The sequence below is a fragment of the Rubinisphaera margarita genome (assembly GCF_022267515.1).
Lineage (GTDB): Bacteria > Planctomycetota > Planctomycetia > Planctomycetales > Planctomycetaceae > Rubinisphaera > Rubinisphaera margarita.
In genome coordinates this window covers 678,854-696,906 of sequence record NZ_JAKFGB010000012.1, presented here as the reverse complement: position 1 = coordinate 696,906, position 18,053 = coordinate 678,854, and the positions used below count along the sequence as shown (strand labels likewise).

General features: G+C 54.8%; 12 protein-coding genes. All 12 read right to left on the bottom strand.

The genetic code is table 11. The annotated features are described in order from the left end of the window. Positions 1–186: 186 nt before the first annotated feature. The 12 genes from L1A08_RS11160 to L1A08_RS11105 all read right to left on the bottom strand — a co-directional run bounded on the left by L1A08_RS11160 (position 187) and on the right by L1A08_RS11105 (position 17,974). A complete protein-coding gene (locus tag L1A08_RS11160; RefSeq protein WP_238756476.1) occupies positions 187–1,605 on the bottom strand; it encodes a Gfo/Idh/MocA family protein in 1,419 nt (472 codons plus the stop codon). Continuing rightward, complete coding sequence (locus L1A08_RS11155) at positions 1,602–2,687, bottom strand: sugar phosphate isomerase/epimerase family protein (RefSeq protein ID WP_238756475.1); 1,086 nt, start codon at positions 2,685–2,687, stop codon at positions 1,602–1,604. The genes L1A08_RS11160 and L1A08_RS11155 overlap by 4 nt, the downstream gene beginning before the upstream one ends. 54 nt (positions 2,688–2,741) lie before the next feature. Further along, complete coding sequence (locus L1A08_RS11150) at positions 2,742–3,521, bottom strand: SDR family NAD(P)-dependent oxidoreductase (protein ID WP_238756474.1); 780 nt, start codon at positions 3,519–3,521, stop codon at positions 2,742–2,744. Positions 3,522–3,605: 84 nt separating this feature from the next. Then, on the bottom strand, positions 3,606–4,943 hold the full coding sequence (locus tag L1A08_RS11145) for a hypothetical protein (RefSeq protein WP_238756473.1): 1,338 nt from the start codon (positions 4,941–4,943) through the stop codon (positions 3,606–3,608). 103 nt (positions 4,944–5,046) lie between these two features. Next, positions 5,047–6,462 carry a right-handed parallel beta-helix repeat-containing protein gene (locus tag L1A08_RS11140; RefSeq protein ID WP_238756472.1) on the bottom strand — a complete coding sequence of 472 codons (1,416 nt, stop codon included), beginning with the start codon at positions 6,460–6,462 and terminating at the stop codon, positions 5,047–5,049. Further along, positions 6,459–7,757, bottom strand: a complete 1,299-nt coding sequence (locus L1A08_RS11135) for a DUF1552 domain-containing protein (protein WP_238756471.1) — start codon at positions 7,755–7,757, stop codon at positions 6,459–6,461. The genes L1A08_RS11140 and L1A08_RS11135 overlap by 4 nt, the downstream gene beginning before the upstream one ends. 71 nt (positions 7,758–7,828) lie before the next feature. Then, on the bottom strand, positions 7,829–10,381 hold the full coding sequence (locus L1A08_RS11130; RefSeq protein WP_238756470.1) for a DUF1592 domain-containing protein: 2,553 nt from the start codon (positions 10,379–10,381) through the stop codon (positions 7,829–7,831). Between the two features lie 86 nt (positions 10,382–10,467). Then, on the bottom strand, positions 10,468–11,757 hold the full coding sequence (locus L1A08_RS11125) for a DUF1552 domain-containing protein (protein WP_238756469.1): 1,290 nt from the start codon (positions 11,755–11,757) through the stop codon (positions 10,468–10,470). Positions 11,758–11,860: 103 nt separating this feature from the next. Further along, positions 11,861–14,422, bottom strand: a complete 2,562-nt coding sequence (locus tag L1A08_RS11120; RefSeq protein WP_238756468.1) for a DUF1588 domain-containing protein — start codon at positions 14,420–14,422, stop codon at positions 11,861–11,863. Between the two features lie 164 nt (positions 14,423–14,586). Beyond that, a complete protein-coding gene (locus tag L1A08_RS11115) occupies positions 14,587–15,705 on the bottom strand; it encodes an SMP-30/gluconolactonase/LRE family protein (RefSeq protein WP_238756467.1) in 1,119 nt (372 codons plus the stop codon). After that, positions 15,702–16,967: a FecR family protein gene (locus L1A08_RS11110; protein ID WP_238756466.1), complete on the bottom strand. Its 1,266-nt coding sequence runs from the start codon at positions 16,965–16,967 to the stop codon at positions 15,702–15,704. The genes L1A08_RS11115 and L1A08_RS11110 overlap by 4 nt, the downstream gene beginning before the upstream one ends. A 455-nt stretch (positions 16,968–17,422) precedes the next feature. Then, entirely contained in the window at positions 17,423–17,974 is a 552-nt protein-coding gene (locus tag L1A08_RS11105; RefSeq protein WP_238756465.1) for an RNA polymerase sigma factor, read from the bottom strand. Positions 17,975–18,053: the final 79 nt, after the last annotated feature.

Here is an 18,053-nt window from a genome sequence, read left to right as displayed (position 1 = left end):
GATGCCCGCTCATGAAATCCACGAGCTGAAATCATCCACCGCCATAAATAAACACATCCGGTTCGTCATCAGCCACAGCAGCGTCACCGTCAGACCAGGGCGATTGCCCGTGCCTGTGTGCGTCATGGTGACTACATGGTTTCATAGGTTTGCAAGAGAGCGTCCGGCACACGTCTTGCAAGAGTCTCAAGTGGGCAACTCGTATCCCTTGCAACGTGGGCGATCGAGCAGTTTGTTCGCTTCGTCATCGCCCGCGAAATGTTCATCTGCTGGATTCCACTGTAGCGGACGATTGAGTTCTCGGACGATGTTCGCAAGATGACACACGGTGGCACTGCGGTGGCCGACTTCCACTGGTGCATTAGGCGTCTTGCGAGATTTAATGCAGTCGGTCCAGTTTTGAAGATGTGGACGAGCTACGAAACCGCTACCGTTCCATCTTTCCGCTATTGCCGCATCGGGACCATCAGTAGTTAAGTCGGCGGGGTCGGTGACGAACTTGTTACGACTGATCTTCATTGTCCCGCGTTCACCGTAGAAAGTGGCCGTTGAAACGCCTGGCACGAAGTTCAACACAGTACCGCCGGAATACTTCATGGTAACGGGACGAAAACGACCAGCATCGCTGAATCTGCCTTGCGGTCGCGGTGTCTTATTACGCCACTTGTCTTTCCAGTCCCGTTCCAAAGCAGTTTCATCAATGGAGAGTACCTGTTCACCAATCGTGTCCGAGTTAAGCGGTGCGACCTCGGTCGGTCCGCTCTCATCCATCCCTAACGCGTACTGGATCATATCAATATTATGGGCGCCCCAGTTGGTCATCAGATGGCCCGAGTAATCTCGGAACAGATCCCAGCCACGCCATAACAAGTCACCGACCTTGAATTCATCCTTGACCCACAACTTGCGATTGTGGGAACGCGCGGGACAAGGGCCTAGAAACAGTCGCCAATCGAGACCATCGGAGACTGGTTCGGAGGGGAAGGCAGATACCGCGATCGGGCCTGGATAATTAGGACTGTCAACACGTTTGATTGTTCCGAGTCCGCCGTCACGAATAAATTCGCAGGCGAAGCGATTCATTTCCATCGTTCGCTGTTGGCTACCAACCTGTAGAACGCGCCCGGTCTTCTTCACCATGTCGGTCAACAAACGGCCTTCGCGAATCGTCAACGAAAGCGGCTTTTCCAGATAGACGTCCAGTCCTGCCTGCAGTGCGAGCATGGCAGCCTGCACGTGGTGGTGATCGGGGGTCGCAATAATGACGGCATCGAGGTGCTCCTGATCGAGCATGCGTCTGTAATCCCGATACGTCCTGCAATGTGTCGCGTCATTGTCGCGAAAGCCGCTGAGGACTTCGGCGAAGTCGTTCTTCGGTTGGAGTGTGTCAGCAATTCTTGAGTTCGCGCAGTCGCAGATGGCAGTGACACGTACCGACTGGGGAAGATTGCCGATTAAGTATTTCCCTCGAACTCCTGTCCCAATCACTCCAATGCGGATGCGATCCACCGGGCTGTCGCCTCGAATTAACGATGACCAACCCGATGCTGTCAGCGAGGCTGTTGTGCCGAGAAATGTACGTCGAGAGATTGCCGATTGATTCACAGCTGTAACTCCTCGCCCGCATACCGAATGCTGGCCTTCACGTTGGCATCTTCAAGGTCCACCTGCTTATTCAATGGCAACGTGCTGACCTGTTGAAGATGCCCGGATGAATGGTCTCGCACAAACCGCATCGTGCGGGCCAGATCGATGGCTTGCGAAGCGGGCATCGTCGAATAGTAGCCATCCGTCAGGCAGGGAACTTTGAGCGGGTCACGTGTAATCAATTCCAATGCGAAGCGAACACCGGGCTTCATCTCCCTGATTGTTGCCACCATTCTCTTCAGGTCGAAGCTGCCCTGACCGAGAGGGATGTCGCCCAGCAGAAACCCATCTGAGTAGGACCTGAGTGCCTGATCTTTCAGATGCACGGTGAAGGTGTATGGGGCGAGAGCTTCGATCGGTTCATAGGCTCCTTCGAGCAGTGCAAAGCTGTTCCCGGTATCAACACAGGCTCCGATGAATTCACTATCCAGATGCTTGAACAAAGCAATCCGCTCGTCGATCCGCTGATCTTTGTGGTTCTCGACCGCGAACGGGACCCGATGCTTCTCGACGACCGGCGCAGCCCGTTCGAGCATCTCTCGGCCACGTTTTTCAAACTCACGAAACTCCTCAAGTGTCTTGAATCGTTCGTATCGCCTGCCTGGAATAATGGTCGTTCTTGCCGCCTGAACCCCAACTTCTCGAGCCGTCCTTATTTCCGCCTCGAATCGTCCAAGGTCAGCCTCATCCTTCGGTGGCTTTACAATGGCATCGATGAATAGCCCATGCTGTCCAGCGAACTTCCTGAGTTCATCGACATCGCCAGGCTTCAGCACTCCAAGGTCCGCCTGCATGCCTCCCGCACCGAGCGAGTGACAATGCTTCAGAAAGTTCAGCGGGTTGAACAGATCGAAGTCCGGCTCTTGCTGACGCATCCAACTGCGACGGAGAGTGCAGTCGTAAATGACCAGCCCCATGCCGGTCCGCATGGCCGACTCGGCCGAAGCTCCTGCGTACGCCGACGTGACTGTTGCGCACGCGGCGATGGCTCCGAGTTGGCGGAGTGCTGCACGACGATTGATAAACAATTGATCGTTCATGGAGGAGGTCCGAGTGTGGTTCAATTTGTGACAGTGAGCTTGCGATTTATTCGCTCAGCGTGCGGTCCAGCCTCCGTCAACTGTCAACATGCTGCCGGTTACATAACTTGATGCCGGACTGGCGAGGAATATCGCGGCTCCTTGAATCTCATTGAGTTCACCCCATCGCTGCATTGCTGTTGCACCGACGATGAACTGTCTGGCTTCTTCGCTTTCGGAAATCGGCACATTCATGGAAGTCAGGAATGGTCCGGGGCAGATGGCGTTGACCGTGATTCTGTCCAGGGCGAGTTCCAGACCGAGTGCCCGGGTGAGGTTGACGACAGCGCCCTTGCTGGTCGCATAGGGTGTGCGATTTGCCAAGCCGACCAATCCCAATGTGCTGGCCATGTTAATGATGCGGCCGTAGTGACGCTTTTTCATGACGGGAATAACATGTTTCGCACACAGCCACATCGCATCCACGTTCACCTGCTGGACGTGTCGAAACTCGTCCAGAGACAACTCATCGATCGGCCCACGAATATTGATCCCGGCGCTATTAATCAACGTGTCGATCCGCCCGAACTCGGACTGAGCGTGCTGCACCATGCGTTTGACTTCGTCTTCCGATGTCACGTCGGCAGCAATCCCCAACGCTTTCACGGGATACTCCCCCGCGATCGTGCTGGCTGCCGCTTGAGCTTCTGCTTCATTGCGACTGACCAACAAGACGCTCGCGCCGGCAGACGCCAGTCCGGCGGCCATCGCTTGACCAAGCCCCTTCGAACCGCCTGTGACTATCGCCACATTGTCAGTTAATTCAAATTGCGAGAGGCCGGGCCAGCGTGCCATTAAATGCTCCGTATATGGTTACGTTGTTGTCAGTCAGATCAGGAATGTTCTTGCATGCAGGAATTTTGAGAGAGCCTCAACCGGTCACTTTCCTTGGTATTCGATCTTTATCCATTCGTTCCAACGCTGGACCACGTGTAGTCGATCCCGCAGCGGCTCACCGGTGGCGACATCGACCAAACCGGCGCGTCCGCCGGGATGCGGCGTTTCATAGAATCCGCACCAACCGAATCCGATGATCTGTGGATGCTCGACGCCCATCTGCATCATGCCGGCGTAGACCTTTTCAAACTCTGCCAGGTCACGAGCCTGATAAGTCGATTTCGGCACGCCGCCGCTGTAGATGCCCGCTCCCGTATCCGCCAGATGGATCGGGCCGTCCCAGACACGCGTCGCATCCTCCAGAACTTCATATGCGATCTGTGGTGGCCCCATGACATTGACCGACAAGACGTCAACGTAAGGCTTCATGACTCGGATCGCGTACTCTGGCAGCGGTTGAAGATGCAGTGTATTGCGGTCACCAAGGATCAGGTGACTGGGGTCGTAGCGGCGGATGGCGTCGCGATGGACTTTATACCAGCGCTCGCAGATACGCTGCATAAACGCTTCTCGATCCGCCAGGTGCTTTCGCTCGTTGACGTAGCCACGAAGAGGGTTTTCCAACGTTTCAATCTCGCTCCAAGAGTCGATTGGAATGCCGTAAACTGCGGACCAACGGTCGGTTGATCCATAGATTTGACGCATCAATGCAATCCAAGCCGTTCGACCAGCCATACCCGACTTTGTGATGTCATCGATCCACAAATCAAAGCTTTTCGCCTGCGGATGCCACGGCGGGTTCTGCGTGTAGTGGTAGCCGATCAGATTCCGATTGTTTTTTAAAGGCTTACAAACCGCGCGACAACGTTCCTCAATGCCCTGTTCAAACTCCTTCGAAAACACATCCGGCAGATTGCTTCCCGACATATATTGACGCGGGTACTCCAGGAAAATCGTGAAAGGGAAATCCAATTCGGCATATTGTTCAGCCGACCATTCGGGAGTTCGCTTGATGAGATTATGGTGTCCATGAGGCTTCGCAACGGTCGCCGGATCAATGGCCGTCGGACCAATCGATGGAGGCAGGTAGTTGAATCCCCAAAGGATATTTCGGTCTCTCAGGGACTTCCGCCAGTTCTCCACAGATCCATGCGTCTCGATCAGGTTCCAGGGCATTCCCGAACCATCACCATAATGATTGACGCCCCGCATATAGAACGGCTCGCCGCTCGGATTAAGCAGCTTCCACTCGCCATCGATTTGCTCGACACGAAAGAACTCCGCAGGCTCTTCCGCATCCAATTCAGAATGGTTCGTGATCATTACGAACAAGAGCAACGAAAGAAAAGGGACCATTTTTCTATCTGGCAATTGCGTCATGGAAACTTCGTATATATCTGGTGTCGTGATGCCTGCTTCTCTGAGGTGTTCTCATCGTCCGAACTTCGGTTGTCGCGTCTTACAATGGCTCTCGTTGTCGAGGTCATTCTTGCTCGACATCTTGCACAGTTCTGCCGGTCTCCCAACCGTTGACTGTCAGTTCTTCATGGACACCACACTGAAAGAAAAGGGGCGTTTCCAATCCGATCTGAGCATCGGTGGGAAGATTTTCGTAGCGATCTGTGTCTGAGACATTTTCCAGGCGATTATTCTGGATTGTGGCGCCGTAGCTTTCGTCGTTTCGCATGAGTGGTCGGGGCTGTCCTTTGCACTCAATGAAATTGTTTCGAATCGCAATGGTGGAGAAGTCGCAGTCAGGACTGAATCCGAACAGTCCTTCTTTGCGAGGTGTTGCGGTGGTTCGTGTCACAATGTGATTGTTTCGGACCACGAGCCTGTTGTAAGGCTCATTGATCCAGATCACACCACGTCCGGGGTTGCTGACGAGATTATTATGAAAGGAAGCCGGCCCCTTAGCCGGAGCCTTGCCGAAACCTGAGATGAGATTGCCAACATCCTGCTTCGTATCGAAGTCAAAGAGGTTGTGGTCAATCTCCACGCCGTTGCGGACAAACTCGATCGAATAGCTGTGCCGCATGTAGTTGTGATGGATATGAAACGTCCGGTTACTTTCGGGAACTGGTCCGCCGGCATGCTTCGGGATCGAGATTGTTCCATGGCAGATATTGTGATCGATCTCGACATCCTCATCGTTTTCGAACGGCATTTCGATCGAAAAGTTGACCTCGATTGTGTTGTGATGAATTCGAGACTGCTTCCCCTGCCGACACTTGATGCCGTAGAACTCGTTCTCCTTCTCCATTTGTGTGCGACGGAAACGGTTGTGGGCGATTTCGCTCTCCTTCATCCAAATCGCAAAGATTGCGCCGCCAGTGATCCCACCCTTTACACCTGGAGTACCGCCACGCTGCCAACGTCCACCGGCGTCGACGAAATCGCAGTCGTGAATCTTCGCTCTCTTCATTGCGAACGTTCGAATTCCGGACCAGAGGAAGTCTCGAATTCTCAAGTCGTGCAGATGCAAGTCTTCGTTCTCGAATCCGAACACAGCACCGTGCAATTGGGGTCCCTTTAGCGTCAGGTCAGAAATAGTCACCCCCGATGCCCTGTTGGCCAATCGAATCAGGTAGGCGTAGGTGTCCATTCCTTTGGTCGTCATCTCTGGATCAGGCAGCGTCTTTGTGGACGGCTTCCAGTCGTCCGCATGCGTGATGACTGTCTTGTCGGCTCCCGCCCCGCGTAGAGTCATGCCACTCTTTAGTTCCAACGGTTCCTGTAGCCGATAAATTCCAGCGGTGACCTCGACCGTATCGCCCTCTTGCCCATCGCGGATTGCCGCGACAAGTTCCTTGAGCGTTGCGACTTCCGCAGCGAACACATCAGAGGTCGCGAAAGCGACAAACAGGCCGGCAGCGATGAGGAATTTGAAACTGATCACGCGAACTCCAATCCACTCATGGTTCCGGTACTGCTCGCGAAGCGATCCGTCTCGATACCCAGCCGTTGCAGCATACTGACGAACAGGTTCGGCAACGGCTTATTGTGCTGACGATCGAAGCTCAAGTGTTGACCATGCCGGAAACCGCCGCCGGCCAGAATCATGGGCATGTTTTTGTTGTCGTGGCTGTTGGCGTTACCAAGATTGCTGCCGTAAAGCACCATTGTTCGATCCAGCAGTGTTTCATCTCCTTCTTGAACACTTTTGAGGACCTTCAGGAATTCGCCGAAGGTCTGCATCTGCGCCGCTTCAATGATTTTCAGCTGTTCAACTGAGTTTTTCCGTTGGCCGTGATGGGTCAGGCTGTGGTGTCCTTCGTTAACGCCCGGTAGGTTTACCTTGGGATTGGCGTTCTGATCGATGACCAACGTCACAATCCGAGTGGAATCCGTCTCCAGTGCCAGCTTGACCATTTGATGCATGAGTTCAGTTCTGACAATCAGCTCTGCTCGATCATCGACATCAACAGGGGGGGCGGAGTTGACCACCGGCTTGGGACGATACTCCCATTGCTCCTCTTTCACGAATCGCTGCTCCAATTCGCGAACACTTTGGAAGTACTGTTGAACTTTCTGGCGATCGTAGGCAGGCAACCCTTTCTCCAAACGTTTGGCTCTATCTGTCAAAACGTCGAGAACGCTGCGACCATCGCGCAGTCGCTGGACCTGGGCGTCAATCTCGGACTTACTGCCTTGAACAAACAGCCGTTTGAAGACTTCAGAAGGGCTCTGCTCGGCTGGAATTCGAACGCCGGAAGCAGTCCACGACAAGGTTGCGTTTTCCGCCCCCACATTTAATGCGAGGAACGGAAATCGGGTACGAATACCAACTCGCTCTGCAGCGTATTGGTCCAAAGAAATTGTATTTTTAAAGCCCCCGGCTGACGGGTGAGGGGCAGCCGTAAGATAGCTGACTTCCGCGTGATGCCCACCATCGACATCCGGATGGGAGACGCCGGAAAAGATGGTGAAGTCATTTCGGTAGTCGTCAATTAGGGACAAGTACTCGCTGGGCTGATAATTTTTCCCCGTCCCTTCAGGCCAGAAGTAATCGGGGATCATGCCCATGTTGGTGCAAATACAAACCATCCGTCGCGGCGTCTCCTTTTCCGGACTTCCGGCCGCCCGTACGGAGCGTGGCTGAAACGACTCCAGCAACGGTAAAGCGAGCGAAACGCCGGAAGCGCGGAGAAAACGTCGGCGAGAAAACTTCCAGTTGGGAGATTGGTGGCTCATATTGTTTGTTCCAATTTACTTGGGCGTGGACGACCGAACTGAAGCACGTGATCGCTCGAATCCCTGGCTCTCTATTTCATTTGGAAAGTATCGCTTTGCACGACATTGTGAACCAAGGTTCGCAAGCCGTAGTGCGAAGAGTGACTCTTCTTGACTATTTCTGCGATGACCGGGCGGTCGGCGAATTCGATCTCCGCCCCTGTGGCATAGACAAGCAGTCGACTGGCAAGATTGTGAGCAAGTTTGTTCTGCTGAAGCAGCAGGATTTCTCGCAAACCATGGATGTCATCAAACTGTCTTCCATTCGGGGCGACGCCATGAGATTCAACCAGTGGTCCCCAGCGATACCGGACAGGTTGGTCATCTTTAATCTTTCGCTTGACCGGGTCCCCTTCGCCGAGCGAACGGTAGCGACCGCGCCATCCGCCGATGACATCAAAGCTTTCCAGGGCAAATCCAGGAGGGTCAATGCTCCGATGGCAACCTGCACAGGCGGTGTCGCTGCGATGCTTCTCCAACTGGTCGCGGATTGTCGTCGCTCCCCGCAGATCAGGTTCAATCGCAGGGACATTTGCAGGGGGGAGCGGGACAGGCTCTCCATAGATTCGGTCCAGCACCCACGCTCCTCGGGTCACGGGTGATGTGGTCGTTCCGTTGGCCGTGACTTTCAGAATGCTGGCTTGCGTCCATAAACCACCACGAGGACTGTCTGTCGGGAGCGCAATCTGGCGAATCTGCACGCCTTCGACATTGGGAATGTCGTACAGTTCTGCCAGCCGACTGTTGATCATTGCGAAGTCGGAATCGATCAGATGCTGAACGCCGAGGTCGTCACGCAACATGGTCCGAAAGTAGGCATGGGTCTCTCTGACCATCGAGTCCAGTAAGAATTGATCAAATTCGGGATAGAGCACTTCATCCGGTTGGGTCGTGGTAATTTCGCGTAGGTCGAGCCACTGGCCGCAGAAATCTTCAACAAATCGCGATGACTTCGGATCGTCCAGCATCCGCTCGACCTGTTTTCGGAGAACATCCGATTGGTTGAGACGGCCCGATTCAGCCAATTGCAATAGTTCCTGATCAGGCATCGACTTCCAGAGGAAGTAGGAGAGGCGATCTGCGAGTGCGTAGTCATCGAGCCGACCGGGGTGTTCCTGAAAATAAAGAAAGTCGGGTGAGCACAACACCGATTGAAATCCGATCCGCATCGCCTCCTGGAAACTTTCCTTGTTGTCCAACTTGCTCTTCACGAGTCGGTAAACATCGTCGAGTTCCTCTTCTTGAACGGGACGGCGAAAGGCACGTCGAGCGAAATCGACAAGAAGCTTGCGTGCATCTGCGGCGGGCTCGTCTGGGATTACATGCAACAAGTCGACGTTGTTGAGCTTGGCCGGCTCATATTGGGCACGTTTGCCGACCCCATTGACGATGATGGGAACTGGTGGACGCTCAACTCCCGATTCCGGAGTCCACGGCTCCAGAGGGAAGTCGCCGAACATCCGTCGATGACTTTCCGGTGGCCATTGTGACTGCAACGGCCCTTCTACCTCCAGCCATTCGACAGCGACGCCCGGTGCCGTGTATTCGTCCAACTCACGCTGGCCCTTGTTGCGATCATCGAGTGTCTCGAACCAGATTTGGATTTGATCCCCCTGGCGCAGATAGGCTGTGAAGTCGTGAATGCTCGCTTCGTCCGAAGTGGAGCCGACATCAAACGTTCCCAATGGCCGTTTGGTGGTCCCCAAAACAGCGTGAAAGGTCACGGCATGTTTTCGATCCGCTGGCAACACCTTGCCGCGATCCCACAGAAAGCCGAACGTCTTCATGCGAAGACGGTAGTATCCGTCGATTGGAGGAGCAAACTTCGACCACCACCACGGAGCCTGAGCCGTGTTCGGCTGGCGCAGCAACCCCACCGCATTACCGATCGGCACTGCTTCCTTCCTTTTGTTCAAGACCTGGGAAAACCGGCCGTTGGTTTTGGCCTCGAGGAAAGTCCGCGTCGCCTCTGGGGGAGGCAACTTAACCATGGCCTCGTCGATTGCCGCATTCGAGGCTTGGAGATAGCGAGCAATTTGTACGTACGACAATTCGAGCGCGGATCCGACCGTGTCGAACCCGCTCGCCTCCCCGTCTGGAGGAAGCATTTCACGGACCTCTAATTCCGGCAGCGACAGAAGATCGCGCAGCGTGTGTTCATATTCGACTCGATTCATCCGTCGAAATTGTGTTCGACCGTGATTCTGCTGCGATGCTCGACTCGCCGCGACTAATGTTTGATCAAGCACTTGAACGAAAGATTCCCGCTGATCCGCACTTGGCTGTTCAGCATCCTCGGGCGGCATTTCACCCTTGACAATACGGTCGTAGATCAATTCCCAGTCTCGAAACCGATGCCGTTCGTCGAGTTCCACTTTCAGTTCATCGATACGGAAGTTCGCCTCGGCGAACTCCCCTTGATGACAATCCAGGCACGTCTCTGTAAGGAAGTCGTAAATGAGCGCACGCTGGACTGGATTGACTTCAAATACATCGGCTCTGCTCGTGGAATGAAGGCAGATCCATGAGAAGGATACGATTAAGCATTTCGCGTAAGTCGTAGCGTGACGCTTTAACTTCATCATTGGAGACTTCCATAGCAGCTGATCATGGGGTTCAGTGTCGAGAATCCCATAAGGGAATGACAAATCAAAAGTACTGAAGTCTTGAATCAAATAAACTCCAGTCCTCGCGCTGTTCCGGTGCTGCTGGCGAACTGTTCCGCTTCAATGTCCATTCGCTGCAGCATGCTGACGAACACGTTGGCCAGCGGCTCATTGTTCTTTCGATCGAAGGTCAGATGGGATCCATGCTTGAACCCGCCGCCAGCCAGCAACATCGGCAGGTTGGCGCCATCATGCCGGGCGGCATCGCCGATGTTGCTGCCATGAAGGACCATCGTGCTGTCCAGCAGCGTGCGACCATGCTCTTCGACGCCACGCAGTTCGGTTAGCAAGTCGGCCAGACACTTCATTTGAGCGCGTTCGATAATCGCCAGCTCATCGCCTTTCTGCGAAGCCTGGTGGGTTAAGCCGTGGTGAGGCGAGTCAACTCCGGGGAGATCGACTGTCGGGTTATGGGCTTCATTCACCAAAATGGTGATCACGCGAGTGGAATCGGTTTCGAGCGCCAGCCGAGCCATGTCGTAGAGCAATCGAGTCTTCGGAACCAAACCGCCCGGCGACGTATTGTCTTTGGGGACGGGAACATCGACCCTGGGCTTCGGAGTGTTCGTCCATGCCTCCTGAGCTTCGAGACGAGTTTCCAACTCCCTGAGCGACGAGAAGTATTGATCCAGACGCTGCCGATCCGCATTCCCGACGCCCCTCTTCAAACGGCTGATTTCGCCGGCGAATTCATCCATCAAGCTCTGACCGTTGCGCAAGCGCTGAACTTGCTGACGCACCTGTTCAGAGCTGCCTTGCACGAACAACGCTTTGTAAACCTCACTGGGGCGTTCAATGGCGGGAACTCGGACACCATCGGCTGTGTAAGACAACGATTCTGACCCCGGGCCGACTCGCAACGCCAGCGAGGGCCAACGGGTCTGAAACCCGATCTCATCGGCCATGTGCTGGTCCAGTGAAATCGTATTCTTGAATCCTGGCCGAGCGGGGTGGGTCGCGGCGGTCAGGAAACAGCGATCAGCAACGTGCTGCCCGCCGGTTCCCGGATGATGCAGCCCTGAAAAGACGGTAAAGTCATCCCGGAGTTCAGCAAGTTCGTTCAGGTATTCGCTGAGTTCATAATCGCGACCCGGCTGCTTGGGAAAAAATCGGTCGGACATAAACCCAAGGTCGACATTGATGGCGATCATTCGCCGCGGGAGTGATTTCGATTCCTGCCTGGCAAATGCAGGGCTCATGGCATCGAGCCACGGCAGCGCCAATGCCGCGCCCGCAGCCTTCAGAATCGTGCGGCGTGGGATGTGTTTGCCGGAAGCAAAGTAGACGGTCTTCATATTTTTTATCTCGTAATCAAGCAGTAGGGCTGTCGTGGCTCTTGTGAAAGAGCCCCTTTCTGATTCGATCAGGAGCTTTAAACGAGCTCCACTGCGGTGCGGGCTACTTGCTCATGAACAACGGGCTTTGAATCAATCCATGAATCATTGATCGCAATCCAAAGCCATCCGCTGCCGTCTGGTCAAGGATGGCTTCGATCTCTTCCCGGTCAGAGACGCCGATCGGAGCACCGGTGGCGTAGACCGTCAGGCGTTCTAAAAGATTGCGAGCAATCGCCCGTTCATCCTTCAAGACCAGGCGTCGAAAATCTTCGATGTTCGCAAATGGTTGACCTGTCAACTCACCGGCGCTGTCAACTGGCAACCCAAGCTTGTACTGAAGTGGCTTCGCCCGGCGATTAAGCCCCGCTACCAATTCGCCTTTATCCAGCGAATGGTAACGCTCGCGATAACGCCCCATCACGTCGAATGACTCGAGTGCAAAACCGGGTGGATCAATCTTCCGATGACATGCAGCGCACGACGCATCCTCACGGTGAGCGGCCATTAACTCGCGGATCGTGGTCGCGCCACTCAAGTCCGGCTCGACTGCCGCAACGGCTTCCGGAGGTGGCGGGGGAGGATCGCCCAACAGACGATCCATGACGTAGACACCTCGCACTACGGGCGATGTCGTTGTGCCATTCGCGCTGACCTTCAACAAGCTCGCCTGGGTAACAAGTCCACCACGCAAGGATTGGCTGGGGAGCCTGACCCGCTGAATCTCGCCCCCTTTCACCCCTTCAATTTCATAAAGTTCCGCGAGTGCACCGTTTGTGAAGACAATCTCAGAATCAAATACGCTGCGAGCCGGGAGATTGTCACGCAGCATCGCCAGGACAAAGGCGCGTGTTTCCTTAATCATCGACTCCATCAGCCAGGTCGAGAATCCGCTGTAAAGATTCTCATCAGGTTCCGTCGTCCCGATATTTCGCAGGTCAAGCCAATGATCGGTGAAGTGATGGACGAATTGCTCGGCACGGGAATCATCGATCATCCCGTCGACGATCTCATGAAATTCCTTCGCGGACGCTGCAGCGACGTTATTTCTTAACTCCGCGTCCGATGGTGAATTCCACAAGAACAGGGCCAGGCGATCCGCCAACCGATGGGGAGGCAAGGGCCCCGGTTCCATCGGCACCAAAACGAAATGCGGTGAACTCAGCACGGCAGCATAAGCAGAGAGGATCGCTTCTTGGAACGATGCCCCTTCTGATAATCGATGTCGAAACATCTGCAGGGGAATCGTGAGATCGGTTGGTGTGATCTCACGACGATAGGCGTCCGCCATGAATGAAGTAAGCAATCGATTGGCATCGGCTTCGGGAGCCTTTGAAATAACCTCATAGTCGCGGCCGGAATCATCCCGTTTCTCCAACGGTTGCATTTCTAGATCGCCAAACAAACGTCGATGACTCGCCGGCGGCCATAGATCAACGAATGGGCCTTCCATTTCGAATCCCTGAAAAGCTACAGCCGGAACATTGACCACGGGATACCGCAAGTTTGTTTTTTTGTCCTTAGGTTCAATCCTCCACAAGGGCAGCGACGCAGCACTCACACTGACGGTCTCACCAGCGTTCAACCAGACTTCGATCTCATGCACATCCGCTTGCGGGGTGACGTCCACATGCCCCAGCAATCGAGTATCGCTGTAAAACGCCACGACCTCCGTCCGGTCGTTTGTCTCCACTCTCCCGTGATTCGCCTGAAACGAAAATGCACCGACACGGATGCGATACCGCCCGTCTTGAGTGGCCTTGAAGTCGCCACCGATAGCGTTGGTGTCATGTCCCAAGACGCCGACCGCGTCGATGAACGGAGCCTCATCGAGAACGTAGCCAGGAGTCCTCGTCGAGAAGTCGCCGGGCCAGCTATCGAACGTGTCGTCAACCATGCGGCCCCGAATGGGCATCCCGCTGCCGCTCTTGAGGCTTCCGTAAAGGAACGGAGACTGTTTGCTGAGGATCAGTGTGGGCTGGCCGTTTGCATTGCCGTAACTCTGTTTGACGGTTTCACCTCTGATCTCTGATATCCAAACCTGCGATTTCTTCGTGGCTGGCTGGTTCCGCTGAGAGGCCATTGCAGCGCGAACGGCTTCGTCGGCAACTTCCAGGTAACGGTCGATCTGGATGTGCGAGAATGGCAAGTCAAAGGACGACTTGCCGAATCCATCTGACAGCCCATCGGGAGGCAGTTTCTCGCCCGCACTCAATCCAGGCAGATGGAGCAATTGCCTTAGCGCATTAATGTGCTCATCACGACTGAGACGCCGAACAGTGGCTCTTCCTTCGGCGGCGTATCGCTTCCGTTCCGCCTCGACCAATAGAGACCGGAGCACATCGACGAACAATTTGATTTCATCGGCTTCCGGCCGATCGTAATCTTCCGGTGGCATTTCTCCACGGCGAACACGATCCAAAGCTTTGGCCCACTCTCTGTGGAGACGGGCGTCGTCGAGTCGAAATCCCAGCGAATCCAGATTGAATCCGGATTCGGACTCTGGGCCGCTGTGGCAATCAAGGCAATGATTCTCAACGAATCTCGTAACGTTTGAGGGGACTTCGCCGCGCAACGGCGCTGCAGGAAGTCCTCCTGCGAGCAAAAGAGCAATCAAATATCTCACAAGTCAATCTCCTGTGCCGTACAGCCACTCCCTCTGCACGAATGAATCGTTGTACTTCCTACTTCACGGAATAGCAGTTCTGCTCGATTGGTTACCCCAAAAAGTGTCGATTCGTTCAACAGAGCGTGATCAATCCACCGCATGGCAACTCACCGACCGGAAATTCACCTGTCATTCGCAAATGCCTCCGTGTCTCCTCGTTGCTCAAGAAATCGGATCACCGGATATTCGGTCGCACCAACGTGTCCGCAAAACCCGGTAACCCCGAGGTTCGTGATCACAACCTGGCAGTTATTGTGCTTCGGAGCCCCCGCCGTCACGAACAGGTCAGAGTTATTCGGGCCACCGAATGTCAGATTCGTTGCCGGTACAACGCCCACGGGGATTTCCGCGATCAGTTTCCTCTCTTCGGGATCAATGACGCGAATCGTGCCCGTGCGAAAGTGAATGGAGTACAAATTGCCCCACGCGTCGAAGGTACAACCGTCGCCGCCGCCGTGCCCCCTGGGAAACTCAAAGACCGTCTCTGGCTTGCCGAGTGATCGGCTTTTGATGTCGATGCGGTATCGTTGAACATTGCTCCGAACCACATAAACAAACTTGCCAACCGGATCGACCTCCAATCCATTGCAGCCCTGTTCCGTGACCTGTTCGAGACACCCGCTATCTCCGGCTGTCAGTCGAAAGATGCCCGCTTTCGGAACGCTGAAGTAGACCTCGCCGTGAATTCCAACACTGAGATCGTTGCCAGCACCGATTTTCTTCCCGTCAGCCAGCAATGCGACACGACCATCCGGAAACATTCGCCGCAACCCAACGTGACCGACGATGAGGACAGAGCCGTCCGGAAGAAAGTGCGTGCCACCGCCACCGGGTTGACCGAGAACTTCGTGCAGTCGTCCCTCGTTATCAACTCGTGTTAGGGCCTGATTGCCCGAGAAGAAATAGCTGTCATCCGCCGGCCGATAGCTCGGCCCTTCGGGGAACCAGTCGAACTCAGCCATCGAGTGAAAATCGACGTGTTTCAACTTTTCAGCCGGGAAGTTCTCCGACGTTCGTGGCAGACTCACATTGTCCAATGAGAAACTACGTGCAGTGAAAATCTTCCGCAGTGACTTCTCGGCGTTCACGATCAAGGCCGATTCACCACTGGAAGTGATCGGCCGGACTTTGCGATTGAAGTCGCTTGATTTATCAGCAATAGGCAACTGCGAACCGAGACACAGGGCAAGTAAGAAGATCGTTGAGACAACTTCAGTCGATACGGAAATGAGGTTGCTCATTCCTGTTCCTCCCGCATCGGAGCGACACTGCGCCATGTCGGGCCGATCCGCAGTTCGTCGACGATGCGACCGAATTGCCCTGTCGAAGACAGCAGGACTCGATCGAGTCTGGCATCGGAGTCCACGTTTCGAGTGACAACGTGCCATGTCGCCGGCTCCGCATAATCTAGCGTCTCGTCTTCACCGTAAATGCGAAAGTACACTTCGTCCTCGCCTTTAACGCGCGACACGACTTTGCCAATCCACAGCGTGGTCTGTTCGGCGGGGAACTCCAGCGGACTATTGAACAGGTTGCTGCCGCTGGCCTGGATTCGAGGCCGGTACCCGGGACCGTGTCCGAAGCTCAAAGCGTCGCCAAAATAATCGACTGAAGAACGAAAGGTCAGACGCAAATGCTCAAAAGGTCGCTCACCTTTGGGACGTCGCTCGATCTCCCGAACCATCAGACTGAAATACGTCATACCATCGCGACTCAAGTCAATCGCCTGTTGTAACGGGCGCACATAGAAGACGTCTCCCGGTGGAAGCTTGAGCATTCCGAGACGCCCGCCTGGTACTGGCCAGGTAACGTTCATCTGACCATGGACAATTTCCAGTTCCGCGGGTGATGTGTCTCGATCTGGCGCTCGTCGCTCCTCAGGCAATCGTCGGCGCCACGGACCGTTCCATCCAATCCCGACGGTGCTCTGTTTGAGCGGCAACACTCCTGGTGAATAGTTGAATCCTTCATAGCCAGTCAACAAGTCCGCTCGCGACTTTGGATTGATTCGCGTGACGAAATCTTTAAATCGCGGCGAGTTCATCGGGATGGCTCTGGGACGATCGTGCCTGTCAATCGCGATCCCTTCGCCAGCTCGAAGTATCTTGGCCAGTTCTTCTTCAGCATTGATCCGACGATAGCTCACTTCACCTTCGAGCACATGAACTTGTGTTTCGCCGCCACGACCTACTTTGACAGCGAACTCGGTTCCCAGATCCACAACCTCACTCGTCGGCGTCATGAGGACAAATCCTTCCGCCCCCGACTCCGCTCGTATCACGACGTCGCCTTGCAGCAACTCAGCGCTGCCAGCCGAGCGAAGTACGAGTGACGTCTCTCCCGTCATCACCAGTTCCGCACCACCGTCAAAGCGAATCACGGCCACCCCTGACTGCAATTCGAGGGCTTCTGCTGCGAGTCGCTGACCTTCGACCGGCGAGTTCTCCGCCTTCCAGTCGCAATTGTCCTCGAGCAACACGGTTGCGATGTAGCGAATCGGCATCGCGGGGTCTCCGATCGACTCAGTGATCAGACCACCACCCGCAGGCTCGTCACCTCGTTTTGCAAAGAACCAAGTCATTCCACCAAGCAAAAGAAAAACAGCCACGGCGAGCGAAAAAATGGATCGCGATGAGGCAAAAACACTAGCCGCACGTACGTATGAGTTGCGTCCGGCCCCCGTGGCTAGCGCTGCGGGCTCACGTCGAATCTCCGAAATGACCCCGCCAACGAATTGCTGCCCATCGATCTCAACGCGTGATATCGCATCTTCGACGAATCGCCGGTCGTCAAAAGGCTGTAAGGCAAAACCGAGTAACCGGTGCTCTTCGTAAAGATCCGCCGCACTATGAAGCAATGCAGGATCAGCGGCCAGCATTTCCTGAAGGGAATCCAGTTCGTGCTCGGACGATTCACCTTCTAAGAATTGCGTCCACAGTACTTCAAACTTCTGAGACATCAGACGATCTCCTCAGCGAGTCGCTGCTTGATGCAGTCGTGCAACTTCTGTCGCAGAACGAACAGGTGCTTTTTGATCGCTCCGACGCTTCGCTTTGACCGCTGTGCGATTTCCGCGAGCGGAAGCTCGCTGGCGTATCGCCAGTCGAGAATCTCCCTTGATTTACCTTCAATCTGCTTCAGGCACTCACGCAGGTGCGTCAGCCGAGCAGGTTCCTCCGCAACCTCCTCCGCACGCCGCATCAATTCCTGATTCAGCGCGTGGGGAACGAAACGACTGTGGTAGTCCGCCTTGCGCTTCAACCGAGTGCATTCCGCCACCAGCTGATATCGCGCGATCGTGAACACCCAGGCACGGAAGTCCGTTCCGGATTCATATTCGTCAATGCGATTGAATGCGGCGACAAACGTCTTTTGAGCGACATCATCCGCATCACCGCCGGGCGGACACCGGGACACAATCCACGCGCGGACCGGTCGCTGACAAACGCGAATAATCTCTGCGAAAGCGTCCAGGTCTCCGTCCACAACGCGCTGAATATGCTTGTCCAAGCTGGATGATGATTCCATTTGCGGTCAAACCACTGAAATACCTGTAAAAACGGCAGTATGTCCCAGAGATAGCAGTTCG